Consider the following 17,922-nt stretch of genomic DNA (forward strand, 5'->3'; position numbering starts at 1 on the left):
TCGGCCGGGTGGTTACTGTGCAGTCACTTACGGGCGCGTCCGCGCGCCCCCACCGACCGCACGGAGGCAGGCCATGGCCGCGACCGATCCCGCAACCCCGCTGCTCGACCAGGACGGCGTCCGCCTCACCGTGGACGGGGCGACCGCCACGGTGACGCTGACCAACCCGGCGAAGCGCAACGCGCAGAGCCCGGCCCTGTGGCGCAGCCTCGCCGAGGCAGGCCGCCTGCTGCCCGGCTCCGTGCGGATCGCCGTGCTCCGGGGCGAGGGCAAGTCCTTCTCCGCGGGGCTGGACCGGCAGGCGTTCACGCCGGAAGGGTTCGAGGGCGAGCCCTCCTTCGTCGACATGGGCAAGGGCCCGGCCGAGGAGATGGACGCCGTCATCGCCTCGTACCAGGAGGCGTTCACCTGGTGGCGGCGGAGCGACCTGATCACCATCGCCGCCGTGCAGGGCCACGCGATCGGCGCCGGGTTCCAGCTGGCGCTCGCCTGCGACCTGCGGGTGGTCGCCGAGGACGTGCAGTTCGCCATGCGCGAGACCAGCCTCGGCCTGGTGCCCGACCTGACCGGCACCCAGCCGCTGGTCCACCTCGTCGGCTACGCCCGTGCCCTGGAGATCTGCGCCACCGGCCGGTTCGTCCACGCAGAGGAGGCCGAGCGCACCGGCCTCGCCAACCTCGTCGTCCCCGCCGAGCAGCTCGACGCGGCCGTCGCCGACCTGGCCGCCGCGCTGCTCGCCGCTCCCCGGGACGCCGTCGTGGAGACCAAGGCCCTGCTCCAGGGCGCCGTCGGCCGCGGCCTCGACGAGCAGCGCGCCGCCGAGCGCGCCGCCCAGGGCCGCCGCCTGCGCGACCTGGTGGGCCAGGGCGACTGACGGTCCGCCATCCCTTAGGCTCCCTCGAACGAGTGTCGGGGAAGCTCAACAGGGGGCGGGAAGTCGTGAGTGCACCGCTGACGCGGGACGATCCGGAGCGTGTCGGGGAGTACTGGCTCGCCGCCAGACTCGGCGCGGGCGGCCAGGGCGTGGTCTACGAGGCGTACGACGCCTCCGGGGCGCGGTACGCGCTCAAGACGCTGCACGCCGGGGCGGACCCCTTCGCCCGGGACCGGTTCGCGAAGGAGGGCGAGGCGGCCCGCCGCGTGGCCGCCTTCTGCACCGCCCGGATCGTCCGCACCGGTGTCGACGGCGACGTCCCGTACCTGGTCAGCGAGTACGTGCCCGGGCCGGCCCTGTCGGCCCGGGTGCGCGACGAGGGGCCGCTCGGGCCCGAGGGCGCGCTCCGGCTCGCCGTCGGCGTGGCGACCGCGCTCGCCGCCATCCACCAGGCCGGAGTGGTCCACCGCGACCTGAAGCCGGGCAACGTCCTGCTCGGCCCCGACGGGCCGCGCATCATCGACTTCGGCATCGCCCGCGCCCCCGAGATGTCGCTGACCGCGACCGGGGCCGTCATGGGCACCCTCGGCTACATGGCGCCCGAGGTGCTGGCGGGAGCCCGCGCCACCGCCGCCTCCGACATCTTCGCCTGGGCCGCCGTGGTGGTGTACGCCGCCTCCGGCACCGAGCCGTTCCGCGGCGAGAACATCGGTGAGGTCGTCCACCGCACCGCCACCGTCGACCCGGACCTCGGCGCGCTGCCCGCCCGGGTCCGTCCGCTGATCGCCGCGGCCCTCGCCAAGGAGCCCGAGCTGCGGCCCACCGCCGCCGACCTGCTGCTCGGCCTGGTCGGCGCCCCCGTGGAGGCGGCCGACCCGCGGCTGGCCCTGCTGGAGGCGGGCGCCCGCAAGGCGGCTTCCGGCCCGGTGGACGAGGTACGCGATTCCGGTGAGCCGCACGAACCGACCCGCGTCGAGGCGCCCCTCGGGGAGCGGGCCGAGGCCGCCTGGTCCGCCCTGCCGCCCCTCGCCCGCGCCGCCGCCGAGGAACTGCTGCTGCGGCTCACCGTCCCCGGCTCCGCGCCCGACGGCTCGCAGGACACGGTCCGCACCGCCGGCCCCGCCGAACTCTTCGGCGAGCGCCCCGAGCCGGAGCGCGCCGCGCTCACCGAGGCCGCCGCCGCCCTCACCCGGGCCGGGGTGCTGGTCACCGAGGAGGACGGCTCGCTGCGGCCGGTCAGCGCGGCCCTGCTTCCCGCCTGGCGGCGGCTGCGCGGCTGGGCCGACGCCGACCGGGACACGCTCCGCACGCTGCACCGAGTGGGCGCCGCCGCCCGCCGCTGGGAGGCGCACGGCGGCCGCAGCGACGACCTGCCGCGCGGCACCGAGCTGCGCGAGGGCCTCGACCGGCTCACCGCCGCCCCCTACGCGCTGCGGCCCAACCCGCTGGAGCGGCGCTTCCTCGCCGCCGCGCGCACCGAGGAGAGCCGGACCGCGCGCCGCCGGCGCCGCCTCCTGTCGGGACTGGCCGGCGTGAGCGTGCTCGCCCTGCTGGCCGGCGGCGTCGCCTGGACCCAGAACCAGCAGGCGGAGCTGCGCCGCACCCAGGCCACCGCCCGCGCGGTCGCCCAGTCCGCGGAGAGCCTGCGCAGCACCGACCCGACGGCCGCCATGCTGCTGGGCCTTGCCTCTTGGCGCATCGCCGAGGTCCCCGAGTCCCGTGGCGCGCTCAACACGGCGGCCCTCCAGCTGGAGCGCGGGGTACTGCCGTTGCGCCCGCTGGACACCGGCGACGAGGCGGGCCGGCTGCTGTCGGCCGACGGGCGGCGGCTCGTCACGTACTCGCCGCTGGGCGTGCAGGTGTGGGAGACGGGCAAGGGGCCCGAACGGGCCGGGCGCCCGCTGGTGGAGCTGACCCCCGACGAGCTCGACCTGAGCGACACCGGGGAGATCCGCCTCAGCGCGGGCGGGAAGTACCTGCTGGTCCGCCAGAAGGACGGCCGGCCGCGCCTGCTGCGGACCGAGGACGGGAAGTTCACCGGGAAACCCGCCGACCGGAAGCTGACGCCGGCCGGGGTCTCCGACGAGGGCCACATGCTGCTCGACACCGGCGACCGGGGCGTCCGGCTGCTCGACCGCTCGGGCCGCCACGTCGTGACCGAACCCTCCGGCACCGTCCTCGCGCCCGACGGCCGACACACCGCTCTCTGCGACTGGGGGCGCCTGGTGGTGCGGCCGGCCGGGAAGAACGCCCGCGCCGTCCTCACCCAGAGCTTCGAGGACTCCGACGGGAAGAGCACCTGCCCGAGGATGGAGTTCAGCCCGGACGGCAGCCGCTTCGCCGCCGGCGGCGAGACGCAGACCCACGTCTGGGACCTGGCCTCGGGAGAGCGCACCGCGAGCCTGGAGACCCACGGGACCGAACCCCGGTTCAGCTCCGGCGGGCGCTTCCTGGTGGGCTGGTCCCCGGACGACGGGACGGTGGAGATCTGGCCGGCCGACCGGAACGCCCCCCAGCCGCTGGCCGGCATCACCACCGCCGACACCGACGCCACCTCGGTCGACCTCGCCCTCGACGAACGCACCGAGGTGCTGCGCCACATCCCCTACGGCTCCGAGCGGCTGTACGAGACCGACGTGGCGGACATGGCCGAGCACGCCGCCTCGCCGTCCCGCCCGGCCGACGGGGGCGCCGCCGCCGAGAAGTACGGGGCGGCGCTCTCCCCGGACGGGCGCACCGGCCTGGTCCGCGAGGGCGAGGAGAACCCGACCCTCAGGCTGGTCGGCCTCGCCGACGGCAAGGCGATCGGCGACCCCGTCCCCCAGGGCACCGCCGAAGGCCCGGTCTTCGAACACCTCGCCGCCCTCAGCGACGGTGGCAAGGTGCTCGCCTACGCGGACGGGGAGGGCGGCGGGGACCAGGAGTTGCGGCGGGCGATCGCCGTGCGCGACATGGCGGCGGGCAAGGAACTGCTCCGCATCCCGGTGACCCAGGAGGAGCAGGTCGAGCACCTCGCCGTCGCACCGGACGGCCGCCACCTCGCGGCCACCTTCGCCCCGGCCGGCGGCGTCCGGGCAGCCGACGGCACCGCCGTCCAGGTCTGGGACCTGCGCGAGGGCCGCAAACTCCGCGAACTCCCCGCCGACTACGGCCACGGCGCCTTCAGCCCCGACGGCCGCACCCTGCTCACCACCACCGGGTACGCCCTGGACCTCGCCTCAGGATCGGTCCGGAAGGACCTCCTCGGCGGGGGCCGCAACACCGACCTGGTCTTCTCCCCGGACGGCGAACAGGTGGCCGTCCTGAAGGAGTCCGGCCTGGTCGAACTCTGGGACGGCGCGCTGCGCGAACGCCGGGCGACGATGCCGAGCGGCCTGGTACGCGGCGGCGACCGGCACGGCGGCTACGCCCGGGCCATGTCCTTCTCCGGCGACGGCACCCGCCTCGCCGTCCTCCTCGACGCCGACCCCCACCAGCTCGACGGCGACGCCGTCCAGCTCTGGGACACCACCGCGCGCCTCCCCCTCGGCCCGCCCCTGGTCCTCGGCGGCCGCCCCGCCGACGCGGTCGCCTTCCACGGCCAGTCCCTCCGCACCCTCACGGGCGACCAGGTACGCACCATCGACCTCACCCCGGCCGAACTAGCGAAAACCGTCTGCCGACGCGCCGGTCGCGGCCTCACCGAGGAGGAGTGGCGCACGTACATCCCGGACGAGCCTTACCGGGAGCTGTGCTGAGGGGGCAGGAGGAGGCGGGGGAGAGTACCCCAGCGCCCCCCCTCGGTCCAGGACCGTCGATCTGCCCACTCCGGACACGCCGGTCGCCGAGGTCACGTCATGCGGACGGCGTAGCGGCCAGGAGCGGGTCACGGCAGACCCCGCGCCGGCCCCCCCGCTCACCCCACCTCCGTCACCAGCACCGCCACCGAAGGCCCGTCCGGCAGTGCTTCGCTGACCGCCCGTCGGACCGCGCGGGCCACCTCCAGGGGGCGGTGGCCGGGGGAGACCGCCAGTTCCACGCGGACGTGGGCGGGGTGGCCCGGGGCGGGGTGGTCCATGCGTACCGCGCCGGTGCGGCCGCCGAAGGCGCCGTTGAGGCGGGCCACTCCGGGGACCGCGAGGGTGGCCGTGGCGGCGCGTGCCTCGGGGGTGTCCTCGTGGGGCGGCCGGCTCTCGGCGGGGGAGGTGGCGGAGCCGGCGGGCTCGGCGGGGGAGTTCCGCTCGGGTGTCTCGCCGGGCTGGTCCACGCCGGTGATGCGCAGGTCCACCTCGGTGACGTGCAGGCCCAGGTGGTGCGTGGCCGTCCCGGAGAGGGTCGCGCGGAGCCGGTCGGCGAGGGTCGGGAAGGGCTCCAGGCGGGTCGCCGCGAACTCCGCGCCGATCCGTAGCGGGCCCGGCCACAGGGCGCTCGGGGGTGGTGGCACCCCGGGCTCCTCGGCCGGGGCGCCGTCCACGGGGCCGATCCGCAGCGCTCCCAGGCGCGCCCCGGTCACCTCGTCCGCCGCACGGCGCAGCACCGTGCGTGCCGCCGCCTCCGTCAACCACGCACCGTCCTGCGCCCCTCCCATCGGCAACAGCCTGCCGAGACCCAGTTGATGCCGTACCGCTTCGGTCCACCCGTCCGTACTCATGACCCCAGACTGCCGTATCCAGGGCGCGAACCGGGGCAACCCGGCATAACGTGGGCGCCACGAGTGGATCACCGTGCGGAAGGGAAGTGCCGCGATGACCGAGCCCACACAGCGCGAGAGCCAGGGCGACCTGGGAGGCCGCCGGAGCCACGGCGCCCCGGGAACCCGGGGGAAGACCACCATCGCCGACGGCGTGGTGGAGAAGATCGCGGGCCTCGCGGCCCGCGACGTCGACGGCGTGCACGCCATGGGCAGCGGGATCTCCCGGACCCTCGGCGCGATGCGCGACCGGGTGCCCGGCGGCGGCAAGTCCGTCACCCGCGGGGTGAGCGCCGAGGTCGGCGAGGTGCAGACCGCCCTCGACCTGGAGATCGTCGTCGACTACGGCGTGTCGATCGCCGACGTGGCCCGCTCCGTGCGGGAGAACGTGGTGAACGCGGTCGAGCGGATGACGGGCCTGGAGGTCGTCGAGGTCAACATCGCCGTCAGCGACGTCAAGCTGCCCGACGAGGACGACGACGAGGACGACGGCGGCGACGGCCGCAACCTCCAGTGACCCGCCCGCCCCGGCCCGCGCACCTGGGCCGAAGCGGCCGGCCCCGGCCGGCCAGAAGGAGTACGAGATGAGCATGGCCCTGATCGGCCTGGTGGCCGGTCTGGCCCTGGGCTTCGCCGGATACTTCGGCGGGTTCGGTGCCTTCGTCCTGGTGGCGGCGCTCGGCGCGGCCGGTTTCCTGGCCGGCCGGATCGCCGACGGGGATCTGGAACCCGGCGACTTCTTCCGCCCGCGCGGACGTGACTCCGGGCGCCGGTGACGCCGGTGACCAGCGGACCGGTCGCCCCCGCGGAGCGCGGCGAGACCCGCATCGCGGACCAGGTCGTCGCCAAGATCGCCGGGCAGGCCGCGCGGGAGGCCCTGCGCGGCAACCAGCGTGACGCCGACCCGCCCCGCGCCACCGTCAGCATCCACCAGGACCGCGCCCGGGTCCGGGTCAGCGTCGAACTCGGCTATCCCACCGACATCGGCCGCCAGTGCGGCGCCGTACGCCGCCGGGTCACCGAACGCGTCGAGGGGCTCACCGGCATGACCGTGCCCGAGGTCGCCGTCCAGGTCGAGAAGTTGCGCGTGGCCGGCAAGCAAGGGAGGGCCCGATGAGCGAGACCCCCGAGCAGAACGGCGCCACCCGCGCCGGCAGCGGCGGGGTGCTGGAGAAGGACCCGCGCGTGCTCGACCCCACCCCGCCCGAGCGGGGACCGGGACTGGCCCCCGGCGGCCGCGCCCACCGCTTCTGGTCGGCCCGCCGCGTCCCCGCCGCCCTCACCGCCCTGGTCCTCCTCGGCGCCAGCGGCCTGCTGCTGTACGACGTGGTCGCGGTCCGGGCGGGACACCGGGCGATGGCCTGGCGCCGCACCCTCGCCCGGGAGCTGGCCGAACGCCCGCTGGACGACACCTGGACGCTGGTCGGCGCCGGGGTCGCCGCCGCGCTCGGCCTGTGGCTGCTGCTGCTCGCCCTCACCCCTGGCCGGCGCCGCCTGCTGCAGATGAAAAAGGTCCACCCGGACGTCCGCGCCGTGCTGCACCGCAAGGCCGCCGCTCTCGTCCTGCGGGACCGGGCGATGCAGGTGCCCGGGGTACAGAGCGCCAAGGTGCGGCTGAAGCGGCGTAAGGCCAAGGTGCGGGCGGTGGCGCACTTCCGTGACGTGGACGAGGTGCGCGCCGATCTGCGCTCCGCCTCCGGGCGGGCCGTCGAGGACCTCGGCCTCGCCCGCCCGCCGAAGGTCTCGGTCAAGGTCGTCCGTCCTCGGCGTAAGGAGTGACCGGCGTGCGAACCAAGGTCAACCGTGTCCTGCTCACCCTCGCCGGCCTCCTGCTGGTCGTCGCGGGCGGCGCCACCCTCGCCGTCGGCCTGGGCGTGAAGCCGCCCTCCTGGTGGATCTACGACGACCGCCACGAGGTGCTGCTCACCGAGGCCAACCGCACCCGCTGGCGTGACGAGGGCTGGTGGTGGCCGGTGGTGATCGCCGTCCTCGCGGTGCTCCTGCTGCTCGCCCTGTGGTGGCTCTCGGCCGAACTGCGCCGCCACCGCCTCGCCGCGCTCGCCGTCGACACCGGCGACGGGGACGGCGCCGAGGTGCGCGGTCGTGCGGTGGAGGACGCTCTCGGCGACGAGGCCGAGCGGCTGCCCGGCGTGGACCGCGCCCGCGTGCTGCTGCGCGGCCGACGGGACTCTCCCGAGGTGAAGGCCGGGCTGCGGCTGGAGCCCAACGCCGGGCCGCGCGAGACGCTGGAGCACCTGGTGGGACAGGGCCTGCGCAACGCCCGGGGCTCGCTGGGCCGGGACGAGCTCCCCGCCGAGGTGGTCCTCAAGGCCGCCCGCCACAAGGCGGAACGGGTCTCCTGACCCGGCGTACGGAAGAGGGAAGGGGCCCGGCAGACTGCCGGGCCCCTTCCTCTTCCGTACGGCCGGTCAGAACCCGTGCCGTACGCCGCCGTCGACCGGGACCATGATGCCGGTGAGGTAGGAGGCGGCGGGGGAGAGGAGGAAGGCGGCGGTGCGGCCGAACTCCTCCGGGCGGCCGTACCGCTTCAGCGGGATGGACGCCTCGGCGGCGGCGCGGGCGGCGGCCGGGTCCTCGGCGAAGCCGTCGATCTCCCGGATGCGGTCGGTGTCGATCTTGCCGGGCAGTACGCCGACCACCCGGATGCCGCGCGGGCCGACCTCGTTCGCCAGCGACTTGGCGAAGCCGGCGAGGCCCGGGCGCAGGCCGTTGGAGACGGTCAGGCCGGTGATCGGCTCGTGGACGGAGCCGGAGAGCACGAAACCGATGACGCCGCCCTCGCCCAGCTCGGCGGCGGCCGCCCGGGCCAGGCGCACCGCGCCGAGGAAGACCGAGGCGAACCCGGCCTCCCACTGCTCGTCGGTGGTGGAGGCGGCGGAGCCGGGCGGCGGCCCGCCGACGCTGATGAGGATGCCGTCGAGACGGCCGAAGCGCTCCCTGGCGGTGGCGAGCAGGCGGGCGGCCGCCTCCGGGTCGGCGTTGTCGGCGCCGATGCCGACGGCGTTCGGGCCGATCGCCTCGGCGGCCTGCTCGGCGGTGGCCTGGTCACGCCCGCTGACGACGACCTTCGCGCCGTCGGCGGCCAGCGCGCGGGCGGTGGCGTTGCCGAGGCCACGGGTGGCACCGGTGACGACGTAGACGCGGTCCTTCAGTCCAAGATCCATGGCGCACATCCTGCCGTGCGGGGGCGGCGCGGGGCGAGGTGGGGTGTGGCGCGGATTCCGGTTCGCTCAGCCGCCGAGGGTGGCGGGCTCCGGCTCGGGCGAGCCGCCGTCGCCCGCACCGCTTCCGGCCTCCTCGGCATCGGCCTCGCGCCGGTCGCGGACGTCGCGGCGGACCAGGACCACCCAGCCGACCGGGACCGCCGCCGCGAAGAGCCACCACTGCACGGCGTACGCCATGTGCGGGCCGATCCCGCCGTAGTCCGGGCCCTTGATCAGCTCGGGGCCGTCCGCGCCCGGATCGGGGTCGACCTGCTCGACGTAGCCGCCGAGGACCGGTACGCCCAGGGCGTCGGCCTGCTGTCCGCTGCTGATCAGCATGATCTGCCGGTCGGGCAGCCCCTCGAGGTCCTTGATGCCGCTGGCGGCGGTGGTCTCGTCCGGCATCAGCCGGCCGGTCAGGGTGATCTCGCCGGAGGGCGGGGCGGGGATCTTGGGCAGCGAGGTCTGCGGTCCGTCGGCGGGGACCCAGCCCCGGTTGACGAGCAGGACCGTGCCGTCGCCGAGCCTGAACGGGGTCAGCACGTGGACGCCGACCTTGTCGTCGGAGTTGGTGCGGCGGCGCACCACCACCTCGTGCTCCGGGTCGAAGGTGCCCTCGGCGGTGACCCGCCGCCACCGGTCGCCCTCGGCCACCGAGCCGCCCGGCTCGGTCAGCTCCCGCACCGGTACGGGGTCGGCCTTGACCGACCGCTCGATGCGCGCGTTCTGCTCGACGCGGTGCTCGTGGCGGTGCAGTTGCCAGAAACCCAGCTCGATCATGACGGGGATCAGGAGCACGAACAGCAGCGTCACGATCACCCACTGCCGGGACAACAGGAAGCGGTACACGCCTTGACGGTACCTGGCGGCCCCCGGGCCCCTCAGGGCGGGCCCGCCCCTTTCGTCCCGTGCCCCGGCGGGCGGTTCAGCCGCCCGGCGCGGGCGCCACGTCCTGGAGCAGCTGGCCGAAGGCGGCCTCGTCCACCACCGGCGTGCCGAACTGGCGGGCCTTGACCGTCTTGGACGTCCCCGACTCCGGGTCGTTGGTCACCAGCAGGCTGGTCAGCCGCGAGAGGCTGGTCGCCACGTGCAGCCCCGCCTCGGTGGCCCGGTCCTCCAGGAGGTCCCGCTCGGTCGAGGTGTCCCCGGAGAAGGCGATCCGCATCCCCTGCACCAGCCGCCCGCCGGGCTCGTACCGCCCCGGGTTCGGGTAGGGGCAGGCAGGCCGCTTGCGGGCGGGGCGCCAGGAGGACGGGCCGCCGTACGAGGGCTGGCGGCCGATCCTCGGGGTGGCGGGCGGCTCGGACCACTCGGTGAGCGGGCGGCACTCCAGCAGGGGCAGCCGCACCCCGCCGCCGGCCGCCGCCGCGAGGCTCGGGCGGAACGCCTCGGCCAGCACCCGGGCGTCGTCCAGCGCGTGGTGGGCGCGCTCCTGGACGACCCCGAAGTGCGCGGCGAGCGACTCCAGCTTGTGGTTGGGCAGCGGCAGCCCCAGCTCCTTGGAGAGGGCGATGGTGCACAGCCGCTGCCGGACCGGGGCGACCCGCTCGGCCCGCGCGTACTCGCGCGCCAGCATCGACCAGTCGAAGGCGGCGTTGTGGGCGACCAGGACGCGGTCGGCGAGGCGCGCCGACAGTTCGTCCGAGATGTCCTTGAAGAGCGGGGCGTCCTTCAGCACGCTGGTGGTCAGCCCGTGAATCCACACCGGGCCGGGGTCGCGCTCCGGATTGACCAGCGTGTACCAGTGGTCCTCCACCCGCCCCAGCGCGTCGAGTTGGTAGACACCGGCCGAGACGATGCGGTCGTCCCTGGCCAGACCGGTGGTCTCGACGTCGACCACGGCGTAACCCGTCGGGTAGGTGGCCGGCCAGGCGGATGCGGGCGTGTGGTCTTCGAGCATGGTCGTAGAGAATACGGGGTACGGCCGACAGGCCGGAGCGGACGGAGCGTCAGGCGGGCGCATGCGGGGGCGGGCACTTGGTGGAATCCGCCAACCGGAGCGCCCTTACCTCGGGTAAGACTTGTCGTGCCGGACCCCTCCCGCCGGACGACGCGCCGTCTTACCGTGCGGTCATGCCGAACCTGCCCGACGTGGTGCTCTGGTCCATACCCGCCTTCGTCCTGCTCACCGTCGTCGAGATCGTGACCGTACGGCTCCATCCCGACGAGGAACAGGCCGGGTACGAGACCAAGGACGCCGCCACCAGCGTCACGATGGGGATCGGCAGCCTCGGCTTCGACCTCCTCTGGAAGATCCCGATCGTCGCCGTCTACACCCTGGCCTACGAGCTGACCCCGCTGCGCGTCCCCGCCCTCTGGTGGACGGTGCCGCTGGTCCTGCTCGCCCAGGACTTCTTCTACTACTGGTCGCACCGGGGACACCACGTCATCCGCATCCTGTGGGCCTGCCACGTCGTGCACCACTCCAGCCGCCGGTTCAACCTCACCACCGCGCTCCGCCAGCCCTGGACCAGCCTCACCTCCTGGCCCTTCTACATGCCGCTGATCCTGCTCGGCGTCCACCCGGCGGTGCTCGCCTTCTGCTCCTCGGTCAACCTCGTCTACCAGTTCGGCATCCACACCGAGCGGATCGGCCGGCTGCCGCGCCCGGTCGAGTTCCTCTTCAACACCCCCTCCCACCACCGGGTCCACCACGCCTCCCAGGGCGGCTACCTGGACCGCAACTTCGGCGGCATCCTCATCGTCTGGGACCGCCTCTTCGGCTCCTTCGCCGCCGAGACCGTCCGCCCCGTCTACGGTCTCACCAAGAACATCGAGACCTACAACCCGCTGCGCGTCGCCACCCACGAGTACGCCGCCATCGCCCGGGACGTCCGCGCCGCCACCACCTGGCGCGAACGGGCCGGCCGCATCTTCCGGGGACCCGGCTGGTCACCCGAGCCGCCCGCCGGGACCGCCCCGGCCACCGCGACCCCCGCCCCGGAGGCCACCCGATGAGCACCATCACCCCGCTGACCCCGCGCCGCACCCTGGCCGCGCGCCTGCTGCTCGCCACCTTCCCGGTGGTCGTCGCCCTGGACCTCGGGGGGCTGCTCGCCGGGTACCCGGAGCTGCATCTGACGGTCAAACCGCTGCTGCTCTCCGTCCTCGCCGCCTGGGTCGCCGTGCGCGGCGGCCCCCCGCTGCTCATCGCCGCCGCCGTCTTCGGCTGGGGCGGCGACACCCTGCTCCGCTTCGAGGACGACACCGCCTTCCTCCTCGGCATGGGCTCCTTCGCCCTCGGCCACGTCTGCTACCTGCTCCTCTTCCGCCGGTACGGCACCACGCCCCGCCACGTGCTTCCCCTCGGAGCCGTCTACGCCGCCGTCCTCGTCCTGCTCGTGGCGCTGCTCTGGCCCGACCTCCCCGCCGGACTGCGGATACCGGTCGCCGCGTACAGCCTGCTGCTCACCGCGATGGCCTTCGGCGCGCTCAGGCTCGGCGCCGCCACCGCCGCCGGCGGGCTGCTCTTCCTGCTCTCCGACGCCCTGATCGCCATGAACATCGCCGAGTGGAACACCCCGGCCCCGCACGACTTCTGGGTGATGTCGACCTACCTGGCCGCGCAGTACCTGCTGGTGACGGGCGTGCTCCGGGCCGCCGGAACCCCGGGCGCCGGGGCGGTGCCCGAGGAGAGCCGGCCGGCGGTGGACGCCTGAGGGCTCACCAGCGGATCGGTACGGGCAGGGCGGTGAGCAGCGCCGACACCGCCACCATCAGGCCGAGCAGCGCCACCTCCGCGCGGCCCGGGGCGAACACCGCTCCCGGGTCGCCGGCGGCCACCGCGCGGCGCCGGGCGCGCAGCGCCAGCACCGCGACGACGGCGAGCAGCAGCAGCTTGGCCAGCAGGGTCCGCCCGTAACCGGTCGTCGTGAGCTGCTCCAGCACGGTGTGCGGCGCCATCCGGCGCAGCGTGGAGAGGGTGCCGGTGACGGTGACCGCCGCGAAGAGCCAGGCGGCGGCGCGGGCGTAGCGGGCCAGCAGGGCCGCACCCTGTGCGCGCAGGCCGTGGCCCTGCCAGAGGCGCAGCACGCGCAGCACCTGGAGGAGACCGCCGGCCCACAGGGCGCCGCACGTCAGGTGGACCAGGGTCAGGGCCGAGCCGAGCAGCGGTGTCTCGATCTCGGGATGGGCGCGCACCGCCTCGGCCACCACCAGCACCGCCAGCGGCAGTGCGGCGAGGCCCGGCCGCTTGGAGAGCGCCAGCAGCCAGGCCGCCGCGAAGGCGTTGATCTCCAGCAGGGCGAGCACCCCGTCCCCGGTGCCGTACAGCTCGCCGAAGCGCAGCTCGGACAGGTTGCGCGGCCAGATGTTGCCGTTGGCGACGATGGCGGAGAGCGCCACCGCCGCGAGAAGGCCGCAGCAGGCGGCCGCCGGCGACCAGACGCGCGGCAGCAGCCCGGCCGGGGCACCCCGGACCGCCGGGACCATCCGCGCCACCCAGATCTCGCCCGCCTGGACACAGAGGGCGGCGAAGAGCACCGTCCGCAACACCCCCACCGGCCGCGCCGCCGGCGCGAGGGCCTCTCCGGTCCCCTCCAGCGCCGGACCAGGCCCGAGCAGCGGGATCAGCGCGCCGAGCGTCAGCAGACCCACCACGGCCAGGGCACGCGCCGCACCCGTGGCCGACGGCAGGGCGACCACCCGGGCGGGCCGGACACCGTGCTCCCCGGGCGCCGGCGCGGCGCCTTCGGCTGGGCGGGGCGTGCCGACGGGGCCGTCGGCGGGCGGGCGTATGAAGCTCATCAGGGCTCCTTCGTGGATCCCCCCGGGCCTCGGCCGGGGGAGGAATCGAACTCCTGCTGAGCAGGGCGGGGAAAGCGGATCCGCCGCCGCGTACGTTCGGCTGTGTGCGGAAGGTCTACGACCTGGCCCTCGCGGCGCGTACGGAAGCGTGGGCGCATCTTCAGGCGGCATTCGCCGGCTTCTTCGGCAAGCGGGCCCAGTACCCGCGCTTCAAGTCGCGTAAGAAGTCGCGGAAGTCGGCGGAGTACACCACCAGCGCGTTCCGGTTCCGGGACGGTCGGCTGACACTGGTGAAGATGGCGGAGCCGCTTGACATCGTGTGGTCCCGCCCCCTGCCCGAAGGGTCGGTGCCGTCCACGGTGACCGCGTCCCAGGAGGCGGCCGGACGCTGGCACGTGTCCCTGCTCTGCGAGGAGCCGGTCCTCCAGCCGCTGCCCGCCCCCGAGACCGCTGTCGGTATCGACGTCGGACTCCACCACCTCCTGACGCTCTCGACCGGCGAGAAGGTCGCGAACCCCCGGCATGAACGGCGCGACCGCATCCGTCTCGCCGAGGCGCAGCGGCAGCTTGCCCGTAAAGCCCAGGGTGAGGGCGCGAACCGGGCCGAAGCCCGCCGCAAGGTCGCCAAGGTCCACGCCCGCATCGCCGGCCGCAGGCGTGATCACCTGCACAAGCTCACCACTCGGCTCGTTCGTGAGAACCCGACGACCGTGATCGAGGACCTGGCCGTGCGCAACATGGTGAAGAACCGGAGCCTGGCCCGCGCCATCAGCGATGCCGCCTGGTCCGAGTTCAGGAGCATGCTGGAGTACGAAGCCCAGTGGTACGGCCGTGAAGTGATCGCGGTCGACCGCTGGTTCCCCTCCTCCAGACTGTGCTCCGCCTGCGGCATCCTGCTGGACAAGATGCCGCTGGACGTCCGTACCTGGACGTGCGTCTGCGGGACGACCCACGACCGGGACGTGAACGCGGCGAAGAACATTCCGGCCGTCGGGCTGACGGCGTCTGTCTGTGGAGCTGATGTAAGACCTCAACGGAGTACTCCGGGCGGGCGATCGGCGACGAAGCAGAAACCCCTGCAGCGCAAGCGGTAGGAATCCCCCTCCTTCAGGGGGGGACGGAGTCAATACAGGATCTTCACTGTGTCCGTGTCCGCGCGAGGACGGCAAGTCGCGGCGCTCAACAGGAGGACCCCCTTCCGGCTCAGTGGGGCGGCTGCTCCCAGCACGGCGCGTCCGCGCCCCACAGGCCCGGTGTCCGGGACCAGTCGCGCGGCCCGCCCGCGAACTCCACCGGCGAGGGCGCGTACCGCAGCCGCCCCCGGCCGGTGACCGCCTCGCGCAGCGGCGGCTCCGCGACCGGGCCCGGCTCAGGAGCCTGAGCCGGTACGTCCACGTGGAGCAGGGCGTGGGCGGTGCGGGCCAGGCTGAGGCGCAGCAGGGAGCCCTCGCCGGTGCGGTGGCGCCGGGTCAGCGCGCGCAGCACGGCCGCCGCCAGGAGGTAGCCGGTGCCGTGGTCGAGGGCCTGGGCGGGCAGGGCGCCGGGCGGGGCGTCCGGCGCCCCGGTGACGCGCTCGGCCAGGGCGACGCCGCTCGCCGCCTGCACCAGGCTGTCGAAGCCCCGCCGCCCGGCCCACGGCCCGGCCCACCCCCAGGCGGAGAGCTGGGCCACCACCAGCCCCGGCCTGCGCGCCGCCAGTTCCTCCGGGGCCATCCCCGCCAGCGCCTCCAGGGCGCCGGGGCGGTAGCCGGTGACGACCACGTCCGCCGTCTCCAGCAGGCGGCCGAAGACCTCGCGGCCCTCCGCGGTGGCCAGGTCGAGCCGGGCCGAGCGCTTGCCCATCCCGGTGTCGTCCAGCGTGTCCTGGCTCTCCGGCAGCCACGGCGCGTCCAGCCGCAGCACCTCCGCGCCGAGCAGGGCCAGGGTCCGGGTGGCGACGGGCCCGGCCAGCACCCGGGTGAGGTCCAGCACCCGCAGCCCGGCCGCCGCGTACCCCGGCTCCCGGCCGGACGGCGGCAGCGGCACTCCGCCCGGCGCGAGCGGACGGCGTCCGGCCAGGGGCTGGGCGGCCGCCGCCACGCCCTGCGGATGGCGCGCCCAGCTGTCACGGTCCCGGACGGCGACGGCGAGGCCGCCCGCCGCGTACACCGCCTCCTCGGTGGCGGAGGCGTCCCGTCCGGCGAGTACGGCGGCGAGCTCGCGCGGCCCGGCGGTCTCCGGCAGTCCGAGCGCACCGAGCAGCCGGGCGCGGTGGTGCGGGTAGTTGGCGTGGGTGCGGACCCAGCCGTCGGCGGCCCGCCAGAAGCCGGAGAGCGGGGCGAACGTGACGGGCTCGCGGCCGTCCAGGCGGACCAGCCGGTCGCTGCGGAAGGCGGCGTCCACCGCCCGGTCGCAGACGCGTACGCGGGGCACGGGGCCGTCGGCGCGGGCCGCCGCCAGCTCGGCCGCGGCCAGCGAGCAGACGGCCACGGTGGCGCGGGCCAGCGCGGCGGCGGGCAGCGCGGCACGGTCCAGCGTGGTCGGCGCGCGGTCCCGGGTGATCCGCTGCGGCGCGTCGGGCGGGCCGGCGAGCGCCGCCCACACCTCACGTACCAGGTCGTCACGTACCAGGTCGTCCGTCATGCGGCCATCCTGCCGCGCGGGCGCGCGAAGGCCCGGGGGAGGGGCGGGAGTCAGGCGTCGCCGCCTTCGTCCCGCACCCGCCGCCCGGGCCTGGGTCCTGACCGGGGTGAGCGCCGGGTGTCGGCCCGGCGCCCGGCTCAGCGCTTGGTGACCGCGTCCAGCGCGTCGGCCATGCCCGCACCGTAGAAGCCGGCGCCGGACTTGCCGCCCTCGCAGACCGCGTCGTTCACGCCGTCACCGTCGAGGTCGTACGGCTCCGGGCAGGCCAGCGTGTCGGCCTGGGCCTTCAGCAGCGCCTTGACCTGGAAGGCCGGGGCCTTGGGGTGGGTCGACTTGATCAGCGCGGCGACGCCCGCGACGTGCGGGCCCGCCATCGAGGTGCCCATCATGTAGCCGTAGCCGCCGCCCGGCAGGGTGCCGAGGATGCGGCCGTCGACGGCCGGGGCCTCGGGGGCCTGGCGGACGGTCGAGTCGCCTCCGGGGGCGGTGATGTCGATGACGCCCTTGCCGTAGTTGGAGTACGACGACTTGAGGTTCTTCGCGCCGGTGGCGGAGACCGTCACGACGCCCGGCAGCTGGGCCGGGATGTCCAGGCAGGTGCTCGGGTCGATCTCACGGTCGACCGGGGTCGAGTCGTTGGGGCTGGAGGCGTCCGGCAGGGTGTCGGCGGCCAGGTCGAGCTTGGAGTTGCCGGCCGAGGCGACGTTGACCGCGCCCTTCAGCTCCGCGTACGCGGTGGCCCGGCCGACCGCGTGGACCAGCGCCTTCTGGTCAGGGTCGTTGGTGCAGTTGAACATCCACGGGTCGGTGTAGTAGCTGTTGTTGGTGACGTCGACGCCGTGCTCGGCCGCCCACATGAAGCCGCAGACCACGGCCTCGGTGTAGAAGAACCCGTCGGGCTGCGACACCTTGATGCCGGAGACCTTCACCCCCGGGGCGACCCCGGTCATGCCGATGCCGTTCTTGGCCGCCGCGATCTCGCCCGCCACGTGCGTGCCGTGCGCGCTCTCGCCGGGCTGCGGGCGCCAGGCGCCGTCCGTGGTGTCCGGCACGCCGCCGACGCAGTTGACCGACGCCTCGCGGTCGAAGTTGGGCGCCAGGTCCGGGTGGGTGTCGTCCACGCCGGTGTCGATGACGGCGACGGTCACCTTGCTCGAACCGAGCGACTTCTGGTGCGCCTTGTCGGCCTTGATGGCCGGCAGGTCCCACTGGAGGCCCTGAAGGGGGTCCTCGTCGCCCTCGGCCTTGGCGGAGGCCGCGTCCAGCTGCTTCTCACTCAGCTCCACCGGGGCGCCCATGTCGTCGGTGGACTGGGCGGCGAGCGGCGTGGTGCGAGTCGCGCCGGCGCTCTGCACGCCGGGCACCTTGCGGATCTTCTCGGCGAAGTCGGCCCGGGCCGAGTGCACCACGACGACGCCGATCTTGTCGTACGCCTTGACGACGGTGCCGCCGGCCTTGGTTATCGCTCTCTCGGCGAGGGCCGCGGCGAGCTTGCCCGGAAGGATGTTCACCACGTAGCTGATCTGCTCGCCCCCGGCGGCGGTGGTGGCCGTGGTGGCGGCCGGTGCGGCCTCGGCGGCCGAGGCCGTCGTGACGGGGACCAGGACGAGGGACGAGGCCACCGCCAGTCCCATCGGGAGGGCGAACGCGCGGCGTGCGCGTGCGGAGGAAGCGGTCATGAGGCTCTCCGAATTCTGTAAGGAGGGCGCACCACCCGGCCGCCAGGACGCGTGGACCCCCCGGTCGACCGGAGTCGTGCGGAGGACCCGGCGTTCGTGCACCGTGGA

Annotated in this window: 17 protein-coding genes; 10 read left to right on the plus strand and 7 right to left on the minus strand. The window is 74.9% G+C overall.

The window, feature by feature from the left end; translation table 11 throughout:
• The first annotated feature begins 73 nt into the window (after positions 1-73).
• Positions 74-874: an enoyl-CoA hydratase/isomerase family protein gene (locus tag OIM89_RS24675; RefSeq protein ID WP_023420037.1), complete on the plus strand. Its 801-nt coding sequence runs from the start codon at positions 74-76 to the stop codon at positions 872-874.
• A gap of 65 nt (positions 875-939) precedes the next feature.
• The gene (locus tag OIM89_RS24680; RefSeq protein WP_051727045.1) at positions 940-4,611 is read left to right on the plus strand and encodes a WD40 repeat domain-containing serine/threonine protein kinase; all 3,672 of its coding nucleotides are present in this window, start codon (positions 940-942) and stop codon (positions 4,609-4,611) included.
• A gap of 158 nt (positions 4,612-4,769) precedes the next feature.
• On the opposite strand, the gene OIM89_RS24685 is transcribed toward OIM89_RS24680, so the two are convergent.
• On the minus strand, positions 4,770-5,390 hold the full coding sequence (locus OIM89_RS24685; RefSeq protein ID WP_226965611.1) for a nucleopolyhedrovirus P10 family protein: 621 nt from the start codon (positions 5,388-5,390) through the stop codon (positions 4,770-4,772).
• A 208-nt stretch (positions 5,391-5,598) separates the two neighbouring features.
• Between OIM89_RS24685 and OIM89_RS24690 the strand changes: the two genes are divergently transcribed.
• From OIM89_RS24690 to amaP, 5 genes are all read left to right on the plus strand, one after another.
• Entirely contained in the window at positions 5,599-6,060 is a 462-nt protein-coding gene (locus OIM89_RS24690; protein WP_030695032.1) for an Asp23/Gls24 family envelope stress response protein, read from the plus strand.
• A 67-nt stretch (positions 6,061-6,127) separates the two neighbouring features.
• Entirely contained in the window at positions 6,128-6,319 is a 192-nt protein-coding gene (locus tag OIM89_RS24695) for a hypothetical protein (RefSeq protein WP_023420041.1), read from the plus strand.
• Positions 6,316-6,660, plus strand: a complete 345-nt coding sequence (locus OIM89_RS24700) for an Asp23/Gls24 family envelope stress response protein (RefSeq protein ID WP_030695031.1) — start codon at positions 6,316-6,318, stop codon at positions 6,658-6,660. The genes OIM89_RS24695 and OIM89_RS24700 overlap by 4 nt, the downstream gene beginning before the upstream one ends.
• Positions 6,657-7,322 (plus strand): DUF6286 domain-containing protein, encoded by a 666-nt coding sequence (locus OIM89_RS24705; RefSeq protein WP_030695030.1) that lies wholly within the window; start codon positions 6,657-6,659, stop codon positions 7,320-7,322. Before OIM89_RS24700 ends, OIM89_RS24705 begins: the two co-directional genes overlap by 4 nt.
• A complete protein-coding gene (amaP, locus tag OIM89_RS24710; protein ID WP_030695029.1) occupies positions 7,319-7,906 on the plus strand; it encodes an alkaline shock response membrane anchor protein AmaP in 588 nt (195 codons plus the stop codon). The genes OIM89_RS24705 and amaP overlap by 4 nt, the downstream gene beginning before the upstream one ends.
• 66 nt (positions 7,907-7,972) lie before the next feature.
• On the opposite strand, the gene OIM89_RS24715 is transcribed toward amaP, so the two are convergent.
• The 3 genes from OIM89_RS24715 to OIM89_RS24725 all read right to left on the minus strand — a co-directional run bounded on the left by OIM89_RS24715 (position 7,973) and on the right by OIM89_RS24725 (position 10,667).
• The gene (locus OIM89_RS24715) at positions 7,973-8,728 is read right to left on the minus strand and encodes an SDR family oxidoreductase (RefSeq protein WP_030695028.1); all 756 of its coding nucleotides are present in this window, start codon (positions 8,726-8,728) and stop codon (positions 7,973-7,975) included.
• 66 nt (positions 8,729-8,794) lie between these two features.
• A complete protein-coding gene (locus OIM89_RS24720; RefSeq protein WP_257204242.1) occupies positions 8,795-9,616 on the minus strand; it encodes an SURF1 family protein in 822 nt (273 codons plus the stop codon).
• Positions 9,617-9,692: 76 nt separating this feature from the next.
• On the minus strand, positions 9,693-10,667 hold the full coding sequence (locus tag OIM89_RS24725) for a DEDDh family exonuclease (RefSeq protein ID WP_030695026.1): 975 nt from the start codon (positions 10,665-10,667) through the stop codon (positions 9,693-9,695).
• A 173-nt stretch (positions 10,668-10,840) separates the two neighbouring features.
• Here OIM89_RS24725 and OIM89_RS24730 point away from each other — a divergent pair, with 173 nt between their 5' ends.
• Positions 10,841-11,725 (plus strand): sterol desaturase family protein, encoded by an 885-nt coding sequence (locus tag OIM89_RS24730; RefSeq protein WP_264491624.1) that lies wholly within the window; start codon positions 10,841-10,843, stop codon positions 11,723-11,725.
• Positions 11,722-12,426 carry a lysoplasmalogenase gene (locus tag OIM89_RS24735; RefSeq protein ID WP_264491625.1) on the plus strand — a complete coding sequence of 235 codons (705 nt, stop codon included), beginning with the start codon at positions 11,722-11,724 and terminating at the stop codon, positions 12,424-12,426. The genes OIM89_RS24730 and OIM89_RS24735 overlap by 4 nt, the downstream gene beginning before the upstream one ends.
• 4 nt (positions 12,427-12,430) lie before the next feature.
• Here OIM89_RS24735 and OIM89_RS24740 read toward each other — a convergent pair whose 3' ends face one another.
• Positions 12,431-13,513 carry a CopD family protein gene (locus OIM89_RS24740; protein WP_264491626.1) on the minus strand — a complete coding sequence of 361 codons (1,083 nt, stop codon included), beginning with the start codon at positions 13,511-13,513 and terminating at the stop codon, positions 12,431-12,433.
• A gap of 44 nt (positions 13,514-13,557) precedes the next feature.
• Between OIM89_RS24740 and OIM89_RS24745 the strand changes: the two genes are divergently transcribed.
• Positions 13,558-14,607, plus strand: a complete 1,050-nt coding sequence (locus OIM89_RS24745; protein WP_264491807.1) for an RNA-guided endonuclease InsQ/TnpB family protein — start codon at positions 13,558-13,560, stop codon at positions 14,605-14,607.
• A gap of 109 nt (positions 14,608-14,716) precedes the next feature.
• Here the strand turns inward: OIM89_RS24745 and OIM89_RS24750 are convergent, their stop codons facing one another.
• Complete coding sequence (locus OIM89_RS24750; protein ID WP_175457783.1) at positions 14,717-16,135, minus strand: CoA transferase; 1,419 nt, start codon at positions 16,133-16,135, stop codon at positions 14,717-14,719.
• A gap of 137 nt (positions 16,136-16,272) precedes the next feature.
• Complete coding sequence (locus OIM89_RS24755; protein ID WP_047468955.1) at positions 16,273-17,814, minus strand: S8 family peptidase; 1,542 nt, start codon at positions 17,812-17,814, stop codon at positions 16,273-16,275.
• Positions 17,815-17,922: the final 108 nt, after the last annotated feature.

Origin of the sequence: Streptomyces sp. BI87 (assembly GCF_025957665.1) — a bacterium.
Lineage (GTDB): Bacteria > Actinomycetota > Actinomycetes > Streptomycetales > Streptomycetaceae > Streptomyces > Streptomyces albidoflavus.